Origin of the sequence: Nonomuraea sp. NPDC052116, from assembly GCF_040680035.1 — a bacterium.
Taxonomy (GTDB): Bacteria; Actinomycetota; Actinomycetes; order Streptosporangiales; family Streptosporangiaceae; genus Nonomuraea; species Nonomuraea angiospora_A.
Genome location: NZ_JBFAWA010000021.1, coordinates 111405 through 124587, shown reverse-complemented (window position 1 = coordinate 124587; position 13183 = coordinate 111405). Strand labels below are relative to the sequence as shown.

14 protein-coding genes are annotated in these 13183 nt (G+C 71.7%); 8 read left to right on the top strand and 6 right to left on the bottom strand.

Annotated elements, in window-relative coordinates:
* Positions 1-176 precede the first annotated feature (176 nt).
* The gene (locus AB0L65_RS35410; RefSeq protein ID WP_364254411.1) at positions 177-1214 is read left to right on the top strand and encodes a zinc-dependent alcohol dehydrogenase family protein; all 1038 of its coding nucleotides are present in this window, start codon (positions 177-179) and stop codon (positions 1212-1214) included.
* Positions 1215-1239: 25 nt separating this feature from the next.
* Here the strand turns inward: AB0L65_RS35410 and AB0L65_RS35405 are convergent, their stop codons facing one another.
* Positions 1240-2214, bottom strand: a complete 975-nt coding sequence (locus tag AB0L65_RS35405; protein WP_364254408.1) for an NAD(P)-dependent alcohol dehydrogenase — start codon at positions 2212-2214, stop codon at positions 1240-1242.
* Positions 2215-2279: 65 nt separating this feature from the next.
* On the opposite strand from AB0L65_RS35405, the gene AB0L65_RS35400 reads away from it, so the two are divergent.
* Positions 2280-2936: a helix-turn-helix domain-containing protein gene (locus tag AB0L65_RS35400; RefSeq protein WP_364254405.1), complete on the top strand. Its 657-nt coding sequence runs from the start codon at positions 2280-2282 to the stop codon at positions 2934-2936.
* 216 nt (positions 2937-3152) lie between these two features.
* Here the strand turns inward: AB0L65_RS35400 and AB0L65_RS35395 are convergent, their stop codons facing one another.
* Positions 3153-3338: a hypothetical protein gene (locus AB0L65_RS35395; protein ID WP_364254402.1), complete on the bottom strand. Its 186-nt coding sequence runs from the start codon at positions 3336-3338 to the stop codon at positions 3153-3155.
* A 206-nt stretch (positions 3339-3544) separates the two neighbouring features.
* Here AB0L65_RS35395 and AB0L65_RS35390 point away from each other — a divergent pair, with 206 nt between their 5' ends.
* The 5 genes from AB0L65_RS35390 to AB0L65_RS35370 are packed head-to-tail and all read left to right on the top strand — an operon-like array spanning position 3545 to position 8456.
* A complete protein-coding gene (locus tag AB0L65_RS35390; protein WP_350730930.1) occupies positions 3545-3937 on the top strand; it encodes a GntR family transcriptional regulator in 393 nt (130 codons plus the stop codon).
* Positions 3934-4824, top strand: coding sequence for an ABC transporter ATP-binding protein (locus tag AB0L65_RS35385; protein ID WP_364254399.1), 891 nt, complete (start codon positions 3934-3936; stop codon positions 4822-4824). The genes AB0L65_RS35390 and AB0L65_RS35385 overlap by 4 nt, the downstream gene beginning before the upstream one ends.
* Positions 4821-5873 carry an ABC transporter permease gene (locus AB0L65_RS35380; RefSeq protein WP_364254396.1) on the top strand — a complete coding sequence of 351 codons (1053 nt, stop codon included), beginning with the start codon at positions 4821-4823 and terminating at the stop codon, positions 5871-5873. The genes AB0L65_RS35385 and AB0L65_RS35380 overlap by 4 nt, the downstream gene beginning before the upstream one ends.
* Complete coding sequence (locus AB0L65_RS35375) at positions 5870-7288, top strand: S41 family peptidase (protein WP_364254393.1); 1419 nt, start codon at positions 5870-5872, stop codon at positions 7286-7288. The genes AB0L65_RS35380 and AB0L65_RS35375 overlap by 4 nt, the downstream gene beginning before the upstream one ends.
* A 13-nt stretch (positions 7289-7301) precedes the next feature.
* A complete protein-coding gene (locus AB0L65_RS35370; RefSeq protein ID WP_364254390.1) occupies positions 7302-8456 on the top strand; it encodes an alpha/beta hydrolase in 1155 nt (384 codons plus the stop codon).
* 87 nt (positions 8457-8543) lie between these two features.
* On the opposite strand, the gene AB0L65_RS35365 is transcribed toward AB0L65_RS35370, so the two are convergent.
* A complete protein-coding gene (locus tag AB0L65_RS35365; RefSeq protein WP_364254387.1) occupies positions 8544-9362 on the bottom strand; it encodes an APH(3'') family aminoglycoside O-phosphotransferase in 819 nt (272 codons plus the stop codon).
* Positions 9363-9476: 114 nt separating this feature from the next.
* Between AB0L65_RS35365 and AB0L65_RS35360 the strand changes: the two genes are divergently transcribed.
* Positions 9477-10355, top strand: coding sequence for a hypothetical protein (locus AB0L65_RS35360; RefSeq protein ID WP_364254384.1), 879 nt, complete (start codon positions 9477-9479; stop codon positions 10353-10355).
* Positions 10356-10365: 10 nt separating this feature from the next.
* Here the strand turns inward: AB0L65_RS35360 and AB0L65_RS35355 are convergent, their stop codons facing one another.
* From AB0L65_RS35355 to AB0L65_RS35345, 3 genes are read right to left on the bottom strand one after another with little or no spacing between them, the layout of a single operon-like run.
* Complete coding sequence (locus tag AB0L65_RS35355) at positions 10366-11226, bottom strand: helix-turn-helix domain-containing protein (protein ID WP_364254381.1); 861 nt, start codon at positions 11224-11226, stop codon at positions 10366-10368.
* On the bottom strand, positions 11223-12074 hold the full coding sequence (locus AB0L65_RS35350) for a phytanoyl-CoA dioxygenase family protein (RefSeq protein ID WP_364254378.1): 852 nt from the start codon (positions 12072-12074) through the stop codon (positions 11223-11225). Before AB0L65_RS35350 ends, AB0L65_RS35355 begins: the two co-directional genes overlap by 4 nt.
* A 44-nt stretch (positions 12075-12118) precedes the next feature.
* Positions 12119-13126, bottom strand: coding sequence for a WYL domain-containing protein (locus AB0L65_RS35345; RefSeq protein WP_364254375.1), 1008 nt, complete (start codon positions 13124-13126; stop codon positions 12119-12121).
* Between the last annotated feature and the right edge of the window lie 57 nt (positions 13127-13183).

The window sequence follows — 13183 nt, the reverse complement described above, 5'->3', positions numbered from 1 at the left end:
CTCTGCCATTACCTGTAACGGCAGGCCCTGCCACATGCCCGGATGAGCCTGTTCCATGGAGCTTGACCAGGGGAAACCTTGGCATTCGACGCGGCGGCGGGAGCGGCCGCGGCCCGTGGCCCCGGCGCCGCTCCGCCGCACGCCCGACGACGAAGACAAGAGACGGAAAACCTTTGATGCGAGCTACTTTCATGTACGGTGCCGGCGACGTGCGCGTGGAGCACGCGCCCGACCCGGTCCTGCGCGAGCCCACCGACGCGATCGTCCGCATCCTGCGCTCGTGCGTCTGCGGCAGCGACCTGCACCCGTACCACAACCTGCCGGCCTCGGAGCAGGGCACGCCGATGGGGCACGAGTTCCTCGGCGTGATCGAGGACCTCGGCCCGCAGGTGTCCGGACTCAAGCGCGGCGACCTGGTGGTGGCGCCGTTCGCCTACTCCGACAACACCTGCGCCCTGTGCCGCGAGGGCCTGCACACCTCCTGCCCCAACGGCGGCTTCTGGGCCTCCGGCGACGTCGGCGGCGGCCAGGCCGAGGCGATCCGCGTCCCGCAGGCCGCCGGCACCCTGGTCAAGCTGCCCGTCGGCGAGGACTCCGAGCTGCTGCCGTCGCTGCTGACCCTGGCCGACGTGTACGGCACCGGCTACCACGCCGCCAAGCAGGCCCAGGTCAGCCCGCGTACCACGGTGGCCGTCATCGGCGACGGCGCGGTCGGCCTGCTGGCCGTGCTGTCGGCCAGGCAGCTCGGCGCCGAGCGAATCATCCTGATGGGCCGCCACGACGACCGGACCAAGCTCGGCATCGACTTCGGCGCCACCGACGTCGTGCCCGAGCGCGGCGCCGAAGGCATCGAGAAGGTACGCGAGCTGACCCGCGGCCAGGGTGTGCACGCGGTGCTGGAGGCCGTCGGCTACATGAACGCCTACGAGACGGCGGTCGGCATCGTCCGCCCCGGCGGGGTGATCAGCCGCGTCGGCGTGCCGCAGTACGAGGACGCCCCGGTCGGGTTCGGCAGCCTGTTCGGCCCCAACATCACCCTGACCGGCGGCCCCGCCCCGGTGCGCGCCTACATCGAGGACCTGCTGCCCGGCGTGCTGGACGGCACCGTCGAGCCGGGCCGGGTGTTCGACCGCACGGTCACGCTGGACGAGGTGCCCGACGGCTACCGCGCCATGGACGGCAGGACCGCGCTGAAGGTCCTCATCCAGCCCTGACCCTCCGCCCCCGGGCCGGCGGGTCTCAGACGACGCGGACGATGATCTTGCCGCGCACGCCGCCCGACTCCAGCGCCCGGTGCGCCTTGGCGATCTCCTCCAGCGGGAACACGGTGTCCACGACCGGGCGGATGGCGCCGCTCTCCACGTACCGGGCCAGATCGGCGAAAAGGCGGTGGGTGGGCTGACCGCTGAAGATGCGTACGCGCCGCCGGCCGTACACGGTGGAGGCGGCGAGGTACGACAGCGTCGAGGCGGCCCGGTTGACGTCGAAGGCGATCGCCACCATGCGACCCGACGGGGTCAGCAGGCGCCGGTAGGCGGGGTGTTCGGTGCCCACGGTGTCCAGGACCACGTCGAACCGCGGCAGATCCGCGGGCCGCGTGGTGGCGTAGTCGTAGACCTCGTGGGCGCCCAGGTCGCGGACGAGGTCGAGGTTGCGCGCCCCGGCCAGGGCGGTGACGTGGGCGCCGAGTGCCCTGCCGAGCTGCACCGCGACGACGCCCACACCGCCGCTGCCGCCGCGTACGAGCAGGCGCTCGCCCGGCCGCAGCTCCGCCTTGTCGCGCAGCGCCGTGATCGCCGTCGTCCCCACCGGGAGCGCCGCGGCCTCCACCAGGTCCAGGCCCTCCGGGACCAAGGACAGCTGACGGGGCCGGACGATCAGGTACTCGGCGGCGCTGCCGAACGTGCGGCCCAGCACACCCCACACCCGATCGCCTGCCCGGGGGCCGGGTTCGGCCGGGTCCGGGCCCAGGGCGACGACCTCTCCGGTGAAGTCGAGCCCCATGCGTTTCGGGAACCCCCGCCGCGTCAGCCCCGTCACGAGCCGCACCTTGCCCGCCCGGCCGTGCAGCTCGCCGCCGTTCACGCTGATGGCGTGCACACGCACCAGCACCTCGCCGGGTCCGGGGACCGGCTTGGGCACCGTGCCCACATACAGCACCTCCGGCGGCCCGTACCGGTCGAACAGGGCCGCGCGCATCTCAGTCGCATTCATCTCCACGTGAGCGACGCTACCGGGCTAAACGGATGACACCGTCCACTTACGTTAATGTGAGAAACATGCCTGGTCATCCCTCTCAGATGGAGCCCGCGCCGGCGCTGCGGGCCGACGCGCGGCACAACCGCGTACGCATCCTCGAGGCCGCGCGGGAGGCGTACGCCACGCGCGGGCTCGACGTGCCCATGGCGGCCATCGCGCGGCGCGCCGGGGTCGGCGTGGCCACGCTCTACCGGCGCTTCCCCTCGCGGGAGTCGCTGATCACGGAGGTGTTCGGCGACGAACTGGCCACGTGCGCGTCGGTCGTGGACGAGGCGCTGGCCGATCCGGACCCGTGGCGGGGGTTCTGCTCGATGATCGAGACGGTGTGCGCCATGCAGGTCGCCGACCGGGGGTTCACCGAGGCGTTCCTGACGGCCTTCCCCGACGCGATCGACTACGAGCGCACGCGGGTGCGGGCCGAGCAGGGCCTCGCCGAGGTGGTACGGCGGGCCAAGGCCGCCGGGCGGCTGCGGGCCGACTTCGACCCGGCCGACCTGACGCTGCTGCTCAAGGCCAACTGCGGCGTCGCCACCGGGACGAACGAGGTCGCCGCGGCGGGGTCGCGGCGGCTGGTGGCGTACCTGCTGCAGTCCTTCCGCGCCCAGCACGCCGAGCCCCTGCCGCCGGTGCCGCCCCTCACCCTCGACCTCCTGCACGGCGCGGCTACGGCGCGGTAGCCCCGGGAAATGCCCGGTCGGCACCCTGGTCGGTCCCACCCGGCCCACCCACAATCGGCACAGGTACTACGAGGTCCGCGGCTGCGACTACCTGAAGCCCATTGAGGGCAACGCCACCACGGGCTACTTCTTCTGGCACGCCTGCGCGTAGCCGCCGATCACCAGCCGCGGTGGGCGGCGCCGGCCCGGAGCCGCAGGGCTCCGGGCCGCCCTGGGTCAGCGGCGGTCGCCGGTGCGGGCTTCGGCGGTGGCCTTCAGGTCGTGCAGCCAGGACTCGAGGCCTTTCCCGAGGAAGTCGGTGGCCAGGAGCACGTCGGTCTCGATCTGGCGCAGGGGCGCCTTGATCAAGATTTCGGTCCGATAGCGGATCTTGGCGGCGGGATCGACGCCTTCCCCCGGCACTGGAGCCCACCACCGTCGTAGCCGGTGGCGGCCTGCGTGGGCCGCGACGAGCTGATCACCGAGCTCATCAAGGATGCCCCTGGGCCGACGGCCGCCCCGCCCTGCTCTTCGCGGCCCGAACCGGACGGCCTGCTGACACCGATCCTTATGATCCTTTAACATCTAGACTCCTAAAGTGCTAGCAAGCTAGATAAATGGAGAAATCGGTGATCGAGTTCCATCTGGACGGCAGGTCGGGTGTCTCGCCGTACCTGCAGATGGTCCAGCAAGTACGGCACGCGCTGCGGCTCGGCCTCCTCCGCGAAGGCGACCAGCTGCCGACCGTCAAGGAGGTCGTGGCGCAACTGGCGATCAACGCCAACACCGTCCTCAAGGCCTACCGCGAACTCGAGCACGAGGGCCTGGTGGCCGCCCGGCCAGGGGTGGGGACGTTCGTGACGGCGACGCTCGCCGACACCTCCCTGGCCGCGCACGGCCCGCTGCGGATGGAACTGCAGCGCTGGCTCGCCAAGGCCCGCCGAGCCGGCCTCGACGACGAAAGCATCGAGGCCCTCTTCATGACCACCTTTCGGACCTTCGCTCAGGAGGACATAGCGTGAACGCTGTCCTGCAGGCCCAGGCACTGGGCAGGAAATACGGCAGACGCTGGGCACTGCGCGAGTGCACCATCGACATCCCGGCAGGCCACGTCGTCGGGCTCGTGGGACCCAACGGAGCCGGCAAGACCACGCTCCTCAAGCTCGCCAGCGGCCAGCTCCAACCCTCGGCCGGCGGCATCACCGTGCTCGGCGGCCGGCCCGCGGCCACGCCCGCCCAGCTGGCCAGGATCGGGTTCGTCGCCCAGGACACCCCCGTCTACGCGGGCCTGACCGTCGCCGAACACCTGCGGCTCGGAGCCCGGCTCAACCCCCGCTGGGACGACACCATGGCACGAGAACGCATCGCGCAACTCGGACTCGTCCCCGGACACCGGGCGGGCAAACTGTCCGGCGGCCAGCGCGCCCAGCTCGCCCTCACCCTGGGCCTGGCCAAACGGCCCGAACTGCTGATCCTGGACGAACCGGTCGCCTCCCTCGACCCGCTGGCCCGCCGCGAGTTCCTGCAGGGACTGATGGAGGCCACCGTCGAGCACGAGTTCAGCGTCGTACTCTCCTCCCACCTGGTCTCCGACCTGGAACGCGTCTGCGACTTCCTCGTCGTGCTCGTCGACTCCCGCGTCCAGATCGCCGGAGAGGTCGACGAGCTGCTGGCCACCCATCACAGGCTCACCGGCCCCCGCCGCGACCCCGACCGGCTGCCCGCCGACCAGCACGTGATCTCCGCACGCCACACCGAACGGCAGAGCACCTTCATCATCCGCACCGACGCCCCGATCCACGACCCCGCCTGGACGGTCAGCCGGCTCAGCCTGGAAGACCTCGTCCTGGCCTACATGGACAAGCGCACCGCCGAGAACAAGCGCGTCGCCCTGGAGGTCCAGCGATGATCTGGCTGACCTGGCGCCAGCTGCGCGGCTCGGCCGCGATGCTGGCCGCCCTGCTCGTCATCCTCGCCACCGTCCTGGCCCTGACCGGCCCGGACCTGGCCTCGGACTACACCACCGGTATCGCCGCCTGCACCCAGGACGACACCTGCGGCCGCTTCTACGACCGGTTCTTCGGCGCGTACGACACGCCCTTCATGGCCGCCAGCCTCATCGTGCTGCTCCTGCCCGCCGTCGTCGGGCTCTTCTGGGGAGCACCGTTGATCACCCGCGAACTGGAGGCCGGCACGCACCTGCTGGTGTGGAACCAGACCATCACCCGCGGCCGCTGGCTGGCGGTCAAGCTCGGGCTCACCGGCCTGGTCGCCATGGCCGCCGCCTGCCTGTGCGGCCTCGCGGTGACCTGGTGGTCCGACCCCCTGGACAAGTCGGCCCCGGGCGACCTGGCCTTGATGGCTCCCCTGGTGTTCGGCGCGCGCGGCATCGCCCCGATGGGGTACGCGGCGTTCGCCTTCGTCCTGGGCGTGACCGTGGGCATGCTGGTGCGCCGCACACTGCCCGCCATGGCCCTCACGCTGGCCGTCTTCGCCGCTATCCAGCTCGCCATGCCGCTGCTGGTCCGGCCCCACCTGATGACCCCGGTCACCTCGACCTTCGAGCTCAGCGAGACGAACGTGGACGGCATCGGCATAAACCGTGACCAAGGCGGACGCGTGGAGATTCGCCTGAACGCGGCTGTTCCCGGCCACGCGGGCGCCTGGGTCCTGTCCAGCGATCTCGTCGATCCGTCCGGACGTCCGACCGCCGGCCCCGAGCCCGGAATCGGGATCGTCCAGATCTCGACGACGTCGGGACCCTGCGCACCGTCGCCGTCGACAGCGATGGGCGCGTGCCCGGCGGAGATCAACCGGCTCGGCTACCGGCAGAAGGCGACCTACCAGCCCCTTGAGCGCTTCTGGCCCTTCCAGTGGATCGAGACCGGGATCTACGCCCTGCTCACCCTCGGCCTCACCTGGCTCTCCTTCTGGTGGATCCGCAGGCGCCTGTCATGACCGCCATCAGGACCATGACGGCCGGACTCGCCCTCCTCCTGGCCGCGGCCTGCACGGCACCGACGCCGCCGCGCAGCGAGGCGAGCGCCGCAGCCGATACGGCCTGCGCGCGCCCCCAGGGACCGACCGGGGCGGAGACGGCCACCACCATCGACGTCATCGAGCAGGCGTACTTCTGCATCCTCGGCAACTACTACAGCGGCGCCACCCTGGACGCCCGCTCACTCCTGACCACCGCGTTCGCCGCCCTGACCCAGGAGCTCAACCGCAACGGACGCGACCTGCCCGAAGCCACCATGCCGGCCCTGACCGGCGACCGGAAAACCGACTGGACCGCCTTCGAGACCGCCTACCGCAGGACCACCGACCAGGTCCCCGACCTGCGCGACAAACTGGCCGTCGCCACCCTCGAAGCCCTCGTGGCCGCCCTCGGCGACAACCACGCCGCCTGGGCCCACGACATCAAGCGACCCCCCGACTACCACGACGGCGACGGCTACGGCCTGGGCCTCGAAGCGAACGTCAACGGCCCCCAGGTGCAGGGCAACCCCGGCGTCGCCCTCCCCCCGCTGTTCATCACCACCGTCCAGGGCGGCGCGGCACAGACCGCCGGACTGCGACCCGGCGACCTCATCGAATCCATCAACGGATCAGCGCCCTTCATCGACGGCAAGCCCACCCCCGCCATCGCCGCCCTCTACCCCCGATACCCGGAGGCGCGCCCGGTCCGGCTACGGCTGCAGCGGCAGAGCACCGGCCGCCGCTGGAACGTGACGCTCAAACCCGGCCTCTACCAGCGCGACCTGGCCACCCTGCAAGTGGTCCAGTCGAAACTGCTGGACAACGACGTCGCCTACGTACGAATGCGCGGATTCGCCCCCGACTCCGCCGACAGAGTCCTCAAGGCGATCACCAGACTACGCACCGGCCGCACCCTCACCGGCGTCGTCCTGGACCTGCGCGGCAACGGCGGCGGCAGCCCCCAGGAGGCCATCCGGCTGGAGAGCGCGTTCGCCCACGGCAAGGCCACCGCCCACCTGTGCACCGTCGACGGCAAATGCGAGACCCTGCGGACCGACGACACCGTCCCACTGGTCAACCTGCCCCTGATGGTGCTCATCGACCGCAGCTGCGCCTCGGCCTGCGAACACTTCAGCTCCGCCGTCAAAGACCTGCGCGTCGGCAAGCTGATCGGCACCAGAACCGCCGGCGTCATCTCCGGACCGGCACAGCCGTACCTCCTCGCCAACAACACCACACTGAACTTCCCCACCCGACACCACCTGGGGCCCGACCACGAGGTGATCGACCGGATCGGCGTACCCCCCGACCACCACGTACCCCTCACCCCGAAGGACGCCGCCGCCGGACGCGACCCCGCCCTGGCCAAGGCCCTGACCTTGCTGCACAAGTGAACGGACCTCTCCGATGAGACACCTCCTGGCAGTCGCCGCCGGACTGGCCGTCCTCGCCGCGTCCGCCTGCTCAGCACCCACCCCGCCCCGCTCCGCCGCCCCCTCGGCCACACCCACCGGCCCCGCCACCCTGCCCGCCCCCACCGGCCCTCATCCGGTCGGCACCACCGCCCTGTACCTCAACGACACCTCCCGCCCTGACCCCTGGGACCTCGACGCCAAAACCAGACAGCTCAAGGTCACCCTGTGGTACCCGACCGAGCAGCGCGGTGGACAGCGAGCCCCGTACATGACCCCCAAGGAATCCGAGCTCACCCTGAAGGGAGGCAGGATCGCGGGCGTCCCGGACGACACCCTGAGCAAGACCCGAACGAACGCCACCAAAGACGCCGAACCCACAGGCCACAAGCTTCCACTCGTGGTGCTCTCCCCCGGCTTCACCAAACCGATGAGCACACTCACCGCCCTGGCCGAGGACCTGGCCAGCCGCGGCTACGTCGTCGCGGGCATCGACCACACCTACGAGAGCTACGCCACGACCCTCGCCGACGGACGCGTCGCCGAATGCCTCGCCTGCGACAGCGACGCCGACCCCGGCTTCGGCACCGGCGTGGTCGCGGGCCGGGCCGCCGACGTCTCGTTCGTTCTCGACCAACTGCCCTCGACCTGGAACGGCGCCAACCGCATCGACCGCTCCCACATCGCCATGGTCGGCCAGTCCATCGGCGGGGCCGGCGCCATGGCGACCATGGTGAAGGACCCCCGGATACGCGCCGGGATCGACATGGACGGCACCACCTACGCCCGGATCCCCAAAACCGGATTCTCCCGGCCCTTCATGTTCATCGGCTCACCGCAGCACATCCCCGGCGGCAGGGACAACTCGTGGGACCGCGACTGGAAACTGCTCACCGGCTGGAAGCGCTGGATCGTGCTGTCGGGCGCGGACCACCAGTCCTTCACCGACCTCCCGCTGCTGGCGGGCGCCCTCGGCATCAAACCCGCCTACGGCCTCCTGCCCGCGGCGCGCGCCGCCGAGCTCACCCGCACGTACGTGGCGGCCTTCCTCGACCAGCACCTGAAATCGCAGCGGCAGCCCCTCCTGGACAAGCCGTCCTCGCGCTACCCAGAGGTCAAATTCTGCCCCGCGACCTGCGGCCAATCCTGAGACCCGTCGTGGAGCTTATGCCTTTTTGTTGTCTTGAGTGGGGTTTGCCCCAGCCGACGCCCTTTACATTGTAGATTTAAACCGGCGCTAACCCCAGGTGAGCGGGTCGAGGTGGAGGTAGAACCGCTCGCGGTCACGGTCGAGGACGATGCCGTACCGCTCGGCGAACCTCTCGTCCGCCAGGCTCGCCTGCCGCTCGTCGGGCCACGTCTCCCGCGCGTTGGCGAGCAGGAGCGCGATGTCGGCGTACGGGTCGGCCCGTCCGAGGCGGCCGAGGTCGATGAAGCCCGCCACGTCCAGGGTCTCCGGGTCGAGGATGATGTTGGGCAGGCACAGGTCGCCGTGGCAGACGACCGTCTCGGCGGCCTCCTGCGCGAGGCGGTGCTCCAGCTGGGGTTCGAGGCGGGCGAGCAGTTCGCCGGCGGGCGTGTCCTGCTGTTCTTCCGGGAGGAACGCGGCGTTGACCGCGCCCCGCGCGACGACGTCGCGGGCCGTGGCGAACATCCAGGTGAGATCCCGCGCGAACGGGCACCCGCGAGCGGGCAGGTCGTGCAGGCGGCGTACGGCATCCGCGATCTTCTCCCACGCCGCCCGCAGCTCCGCGGCCGGGACCCGGTCGGCGGGGACGCCCGCGACGGCGCTGGTCACCAGGCGGGCGCCGTCGGCCGTGGCGCGCCAGTCGAGGACGCGCGGGCCCGGAACGTCCTGCGTGCCCAGCCACTCGACGCGGTCCCGCTCCTCCTCCAGCGAGGTCACGGCATCGGCGGGGACGCACTTGGCGTATCGGGTGCCGTCCTCGGAGCGGAAGACATCGGCCCCGGACTCGCCGTCGGTGACGGGGATCCACCCGTCCCCGTCGCGGCCGTCGTACAGCAGGGCCCGCCAGGCCGATGTCGAGTCGATCATGTGAACCACCCTAGCCGCCGGGGCCGGCCGTGCAGCCCGCCTCCCCCACACTGGGGAGGGGTCTGCCTCTTGCGGGGGTGCCCGGGCACCCCCGCCGGCCGCGAGGCTCCTGCCATGCGTCTACACATCGAGGTTCGTACGCTCGTGCTGGTGCGCCGCGTCGCCGGGTTCGGCGCGGCGGCGGCGATGTCCCTCTACCTGCTGGTCAAGCTGGTCTGGATCGCCGCCGAGGTGTGGCAGGGCACGGCCCAGTGGGTGCTGCTCAACGCGATCACGGTGGTGATGGCCCTGGCCGGCGTCGCGCTGGGCCTGGCGCTGGCCCAGTCGTGGGGGACGCGGCTGCCGGACTGGCTGGCGCTGCCGCTCGGGTGGGTCGCCGGCGGCTTCCTGGTGTCCATGATCCCGTACATGATCGTCGCCGGCCTGGTGGCGCCGAGCGCGCCCGAGCCGGCGACCACCACGCCGGCCTGGGAGAGCGCGCTCATCGGCGTGGGGTTCGCGGGCATGGCGGTGGCGCTGGTCGTGGGCCTGCCGCTCTTCCTGCGTGAACGCTGGCCCCGCGCCTTCACCGGGCGGGTGGGCCGGGAACGAGCGGACGGCCGCTTTCTTTGGGTGTTGCCGCCGCTCGGGGTGCTCACCGCGACCTGGATCTCCTGGGCCGCGGGCAGCACCTACGGACTGCTCACGGTGTGCGACACCCAAGGCAGCCTCCTCATGGCCAACAGCGCGCTGTGCGCGGCGGGCGCCGGGTGGAGCCTGTGGGCGCTCGGCCCGTGGGGCAGCGGGCGGACGCCGGTGTGGCTGCCCATGGCCGTGGGGTTCGTCGCCTCCGGGTCGTTGTTCTCATGGGGAGCGTGGCGGCTGGCATGGATGGTGGCCGGAACGTACCAGCCGGTCGAACTTCGCGGGGTGGCCGTGGCCGAGCACTGCGTCTCCGTGGTCGCCGGCCTCGCCGTCCTGCTGGCGTTGTCGCAGGCGTACGGGCGCCGGTGAAAGTGCGGGGTCAGGGGGCTTGGACGAGCGGTTGCAGCACCGTGAGGCCGTAGGACTCGGCCGGTGACGGCGGGGCGGCCTCCGGTGCGGTGCGGCGGAACGTGGTCGGCGCCATCCCGTAGATCGCGCGGAAGCGGCGGGAGAAGTGGTACGCGTCCGCGAAGCCGCACTGCGCGGCGATCGCCCGCATGGACAGGTTGCTCTGCCACAGCAGCGGTTCGGCCCTGGTCAGGCGGAGGAGTTCGAGGGCGGCGACCGGACCGACCCCGAACGTGCGGCGGAACGTACGGCACAGCGTGCTCGGCGAGACCCGGGCGGCCGAGGCGAGCTCCCGCATCGGGACCGCCCTGGCCACCCCGTCGGACCAGTGCTCGCGCACCGCGCGCAGCATCGCGATCACCGGTGACGGCAGGACCGAGGGCGGGCGCTGCGCCGGCGCCGGATCGGCCAGGAACGTCAGCACCAGCAGGCGCAGCGTCTCGCAGGCCTGGACCCGCCACCGCGGCGGGCACTCGGCGCCCAGCCAGAGCAGATACTGGCACAAAGCGCCCATCGGGTCGTGCCGCCCGGTCAGGTCCCGTACCAACGGCCAGTCGGCCGGCACCTGACCCGTGAGCGTGAAATGCACGTACGCGTGCCGGGTCGGGGTGCGGGGATCCCAGCGGAACGCGTCACGCATACCCGGCCGGATGAGCAGCAGCTTTCCCGGGGTCAGCGACAGCGCGACGTCGTCCCACAGCCAGGTGGCGCTGCCGCGCAGCAGCCAGACGAACTGGTACGACCTGGCCTCCCGCGGGCCGAAGGTCGAGCCGGGCGGATAGTCCGCGACACTCGGCTCGAGCCGGGCCACCAGATCGACGGAGATCGTCATCTGTCACAGCCGCCGTCGCGATTCGGGCGGATCCGCGGCCGGCGCACGTCCTGGAGCCCTTTGTAGGCGTACGGGTCGGTGCCGGCGACGAGGACGACGTCCCGGAAGTCCGCCTGCGCCATGCCCGTCCCCTCCGCCGGGACGGCCCAGGGCAGCAGAGATTCGGCGCTCATGTAGTGGTTGACCAGCGCCCGCCGGTAGCCCCGCCGTCCGGTGTTGGGCAGCGACTTGTGCAACAGGTAGCCGTTGAACACCACTACGCTGCCCGCCGCGACCTCGACGGGCACCGCGTCGGAGTCGTCGAACGGGAAGCCGTAGGACTCCACCGTGCAGTCGTAGCGGGGGTCGTCGTGCTCGCGGTTCGGGTAGAGCACGCCGCGCCGGTGCGATCCGGGCAGCACCCAGAGGCACCCGTTCTCCACGGTGGCGTCGTCGAGCGCGATCCAGGCCGCCGCGAGCGAACGGTCGCGGGTCGGGATGAACAGCTCGTCCTGGTGCCAGGCCTGCCCCGGCTCACCCTCGGACTTGATGAACAACATCGACTGCATCGCCTTGACGTTCGGGCCGATCAGCGAGGTCAGCGCCGACACGATCGCCGGATGGCGCATCGTGTCGAGCATCAGGCCGGACAGCTTGTGCGGGTAGTGGACGCACAGGAACCTGCGCAGCACGTCGTCGTCGCTGTCGGCGTCCCCGGCGGGGAGCGCGCCGCTGATGTCGCCGAACTCGCCCCGGCAGATGCGGACGGCCTCTTCGAGCAGCTCGCCCACCTCGCCGGGGTCGAGGGCGCGATCGAGGACGAGGTAGCCGTCGCGCTCGTACGGGGACTTCAGGTCGGGGTTCGTCATCGCCCCATCATCGCCATCGCGGCCCGCTCCGGGCCATGGCCCGATCACGCATCCGGATGGCGAATCGTGTCACCCGCCGACCCCACCTGCGACGAGGAGGCGTCGGCGTAGCGGCGGGCCAGGTGCGCGAAGGCGTCCCTGAGCGCGGCGGGGCCGACGACCTCGATCTCGGCGTCGAACCTGCCGACGCTCGCGGCCAGCCCGACCCAGGACCAGGAGCCCAGGATGAGCCGGCACCGGTCCGGGCCGAGCTCCTCGACGACCCCGTCGTGGACGTAGGGGGACACGGCGGCGGCCGGCAGGCCGAGGATGACCTCGCCGCGGCAGGGCCAGTCGCCGGAGCCGCCGGAGCCCCGGAACCGATCGGCCACGAAGGCGGCCACCCCTCCCCCGGGCAGCTCGCGCGGCGCGAAACGGGGCCCCGAGGGGACGCGCGGCGTGATCCGGTCGGCCCGGAAGGTCCGCCAGTCCTCCCGGTCGAGATCCCATGCCACGAGATACCAGCGCCCGCCCCAGGTGACGAGGTGGTGGGGCTCCACGCGGCGCGGCGGGCCGCCGTCGTCGCCTCCTGGCGTGGCGTAGTCGAAACGCAGCACCTCCCCCGTACGTACGGCGGAGCCGACGGACACCAGCACCCCGCTGTCGACCGGGGGATCCGGCGCGTACCGCTCGACGGCGGTGATCTGGAGGGCGTCGATGCGGTGGCGCAGCCGTGCGGGCATGACCTGCCGGACGGTGGTCAGCGCACGGGCCGCGGCCTCCTCGATGCCGGCGCCGGTCGTGGTCGCGGCCTGGAGCGCGATGGCCAGGGCGACCGCCTGCTCGTCGTCGAACAGCAGCGGCGGCAGCCGCGTACCGGCGTCGAGCCGGTAGCCGCCCTCGGGACCCTTGGTGGCCACGATCGGATAGCCGAGCTCACGCAGCCGGTCGACATCGCGGCGCACGGTGCGCGGGCTGATGCCGAGGCGCTCGGCCAGCAGCGCTCCCGGCCAGTCCCGGGGTGCCTGGAGCAGCGAGAGCAAGGACAGCAGCCGAGCCGAGGTTTTCTGCACCCGTCCAGTATCGCCCGGAGAAGAGGCCACAACCTGACCGCTACCCCTGGAAGTGTG

What these genes read in the sequence shown, in the direction of transcription:
- AB0L65_RS35365 (WP_364254387.1), bottom strand. Translation starts at nt 9,362, where the DNA reads ATGATCGACTCGACATCGGCCTGGCGGGCCCTGCTGTACGACGGCCGC.
- AB0L65_RS35350 (WP_364254378.1), bottom strand. Translation starts at nt 12,074, where the DNA reads ATGACGAACCCCGACCTGAAGTCCCCGTACGAGCGCGACGGCTACCTC.
- AB0L65_RS35380 (WP_364254396.1), top strand. Translation starts at nt 4,821, where the DNA reads ATGATCTGGCTGACCTGGCGCCAGCTGCGCGGCTCGGCCGCGATGCTG.
- AB0L65_RS35375 (WP_364254393.1), top strand. Translation starts at nt 5,870, where the DNA reads ATGACCGCCATCAGGACCATGACGGCCGGACTCGCCCTCCTCCTGGCC.
- AB0L65_RS35355 (WP_364254381.1), bottom strand. Translation starts at nt 11,226, where the DNA reads ATGACGATCTCCGTCGATCTGGTGGCCCGGCTCGAGCCGAGTGTCGCG.
- AB0L65_RS35370 (WP_364254390.1), top strand. Translation starts at nt 7,302, where the DNA reads ATGAGACACCTCCTGGCAGTCGCCGCCGGACTGGCCGTCCTCGCCGCG.
- AB0L65_RS35360 (WP_364254384.1), top strand. Translation starts at nt 9,477, where the DNA reads ATGCGTCTACACATCGAGGTTCGTACGCTCGTGCTGGTGCGCCGCGTC.
- AB0L65_RS35405 (WP_364254408.1), bottom strand. Translation starts at nt 2,214, where the DNA reads ATGAATGCGACTGAGATGCGCGCGGCCCTGTTCGACCGGTACGGGCCG.
- AB0L65_RS35410 (WP_364254411.1), top strand. Translation starts at nt 177, where the DNA reads ATGCGAGCTACTTTCATGTACGGTGCCGGCGACGTGCGCGTGGAGCAC.
- AB0L65_RS35400 (WP_364254405.1), top strand. Translation starts at nt 2,280, where the DNA reads ATGCCTGGTCATCCCTCTCAGATGGAGCCCGCGCCGGCGCTGCGGGCC.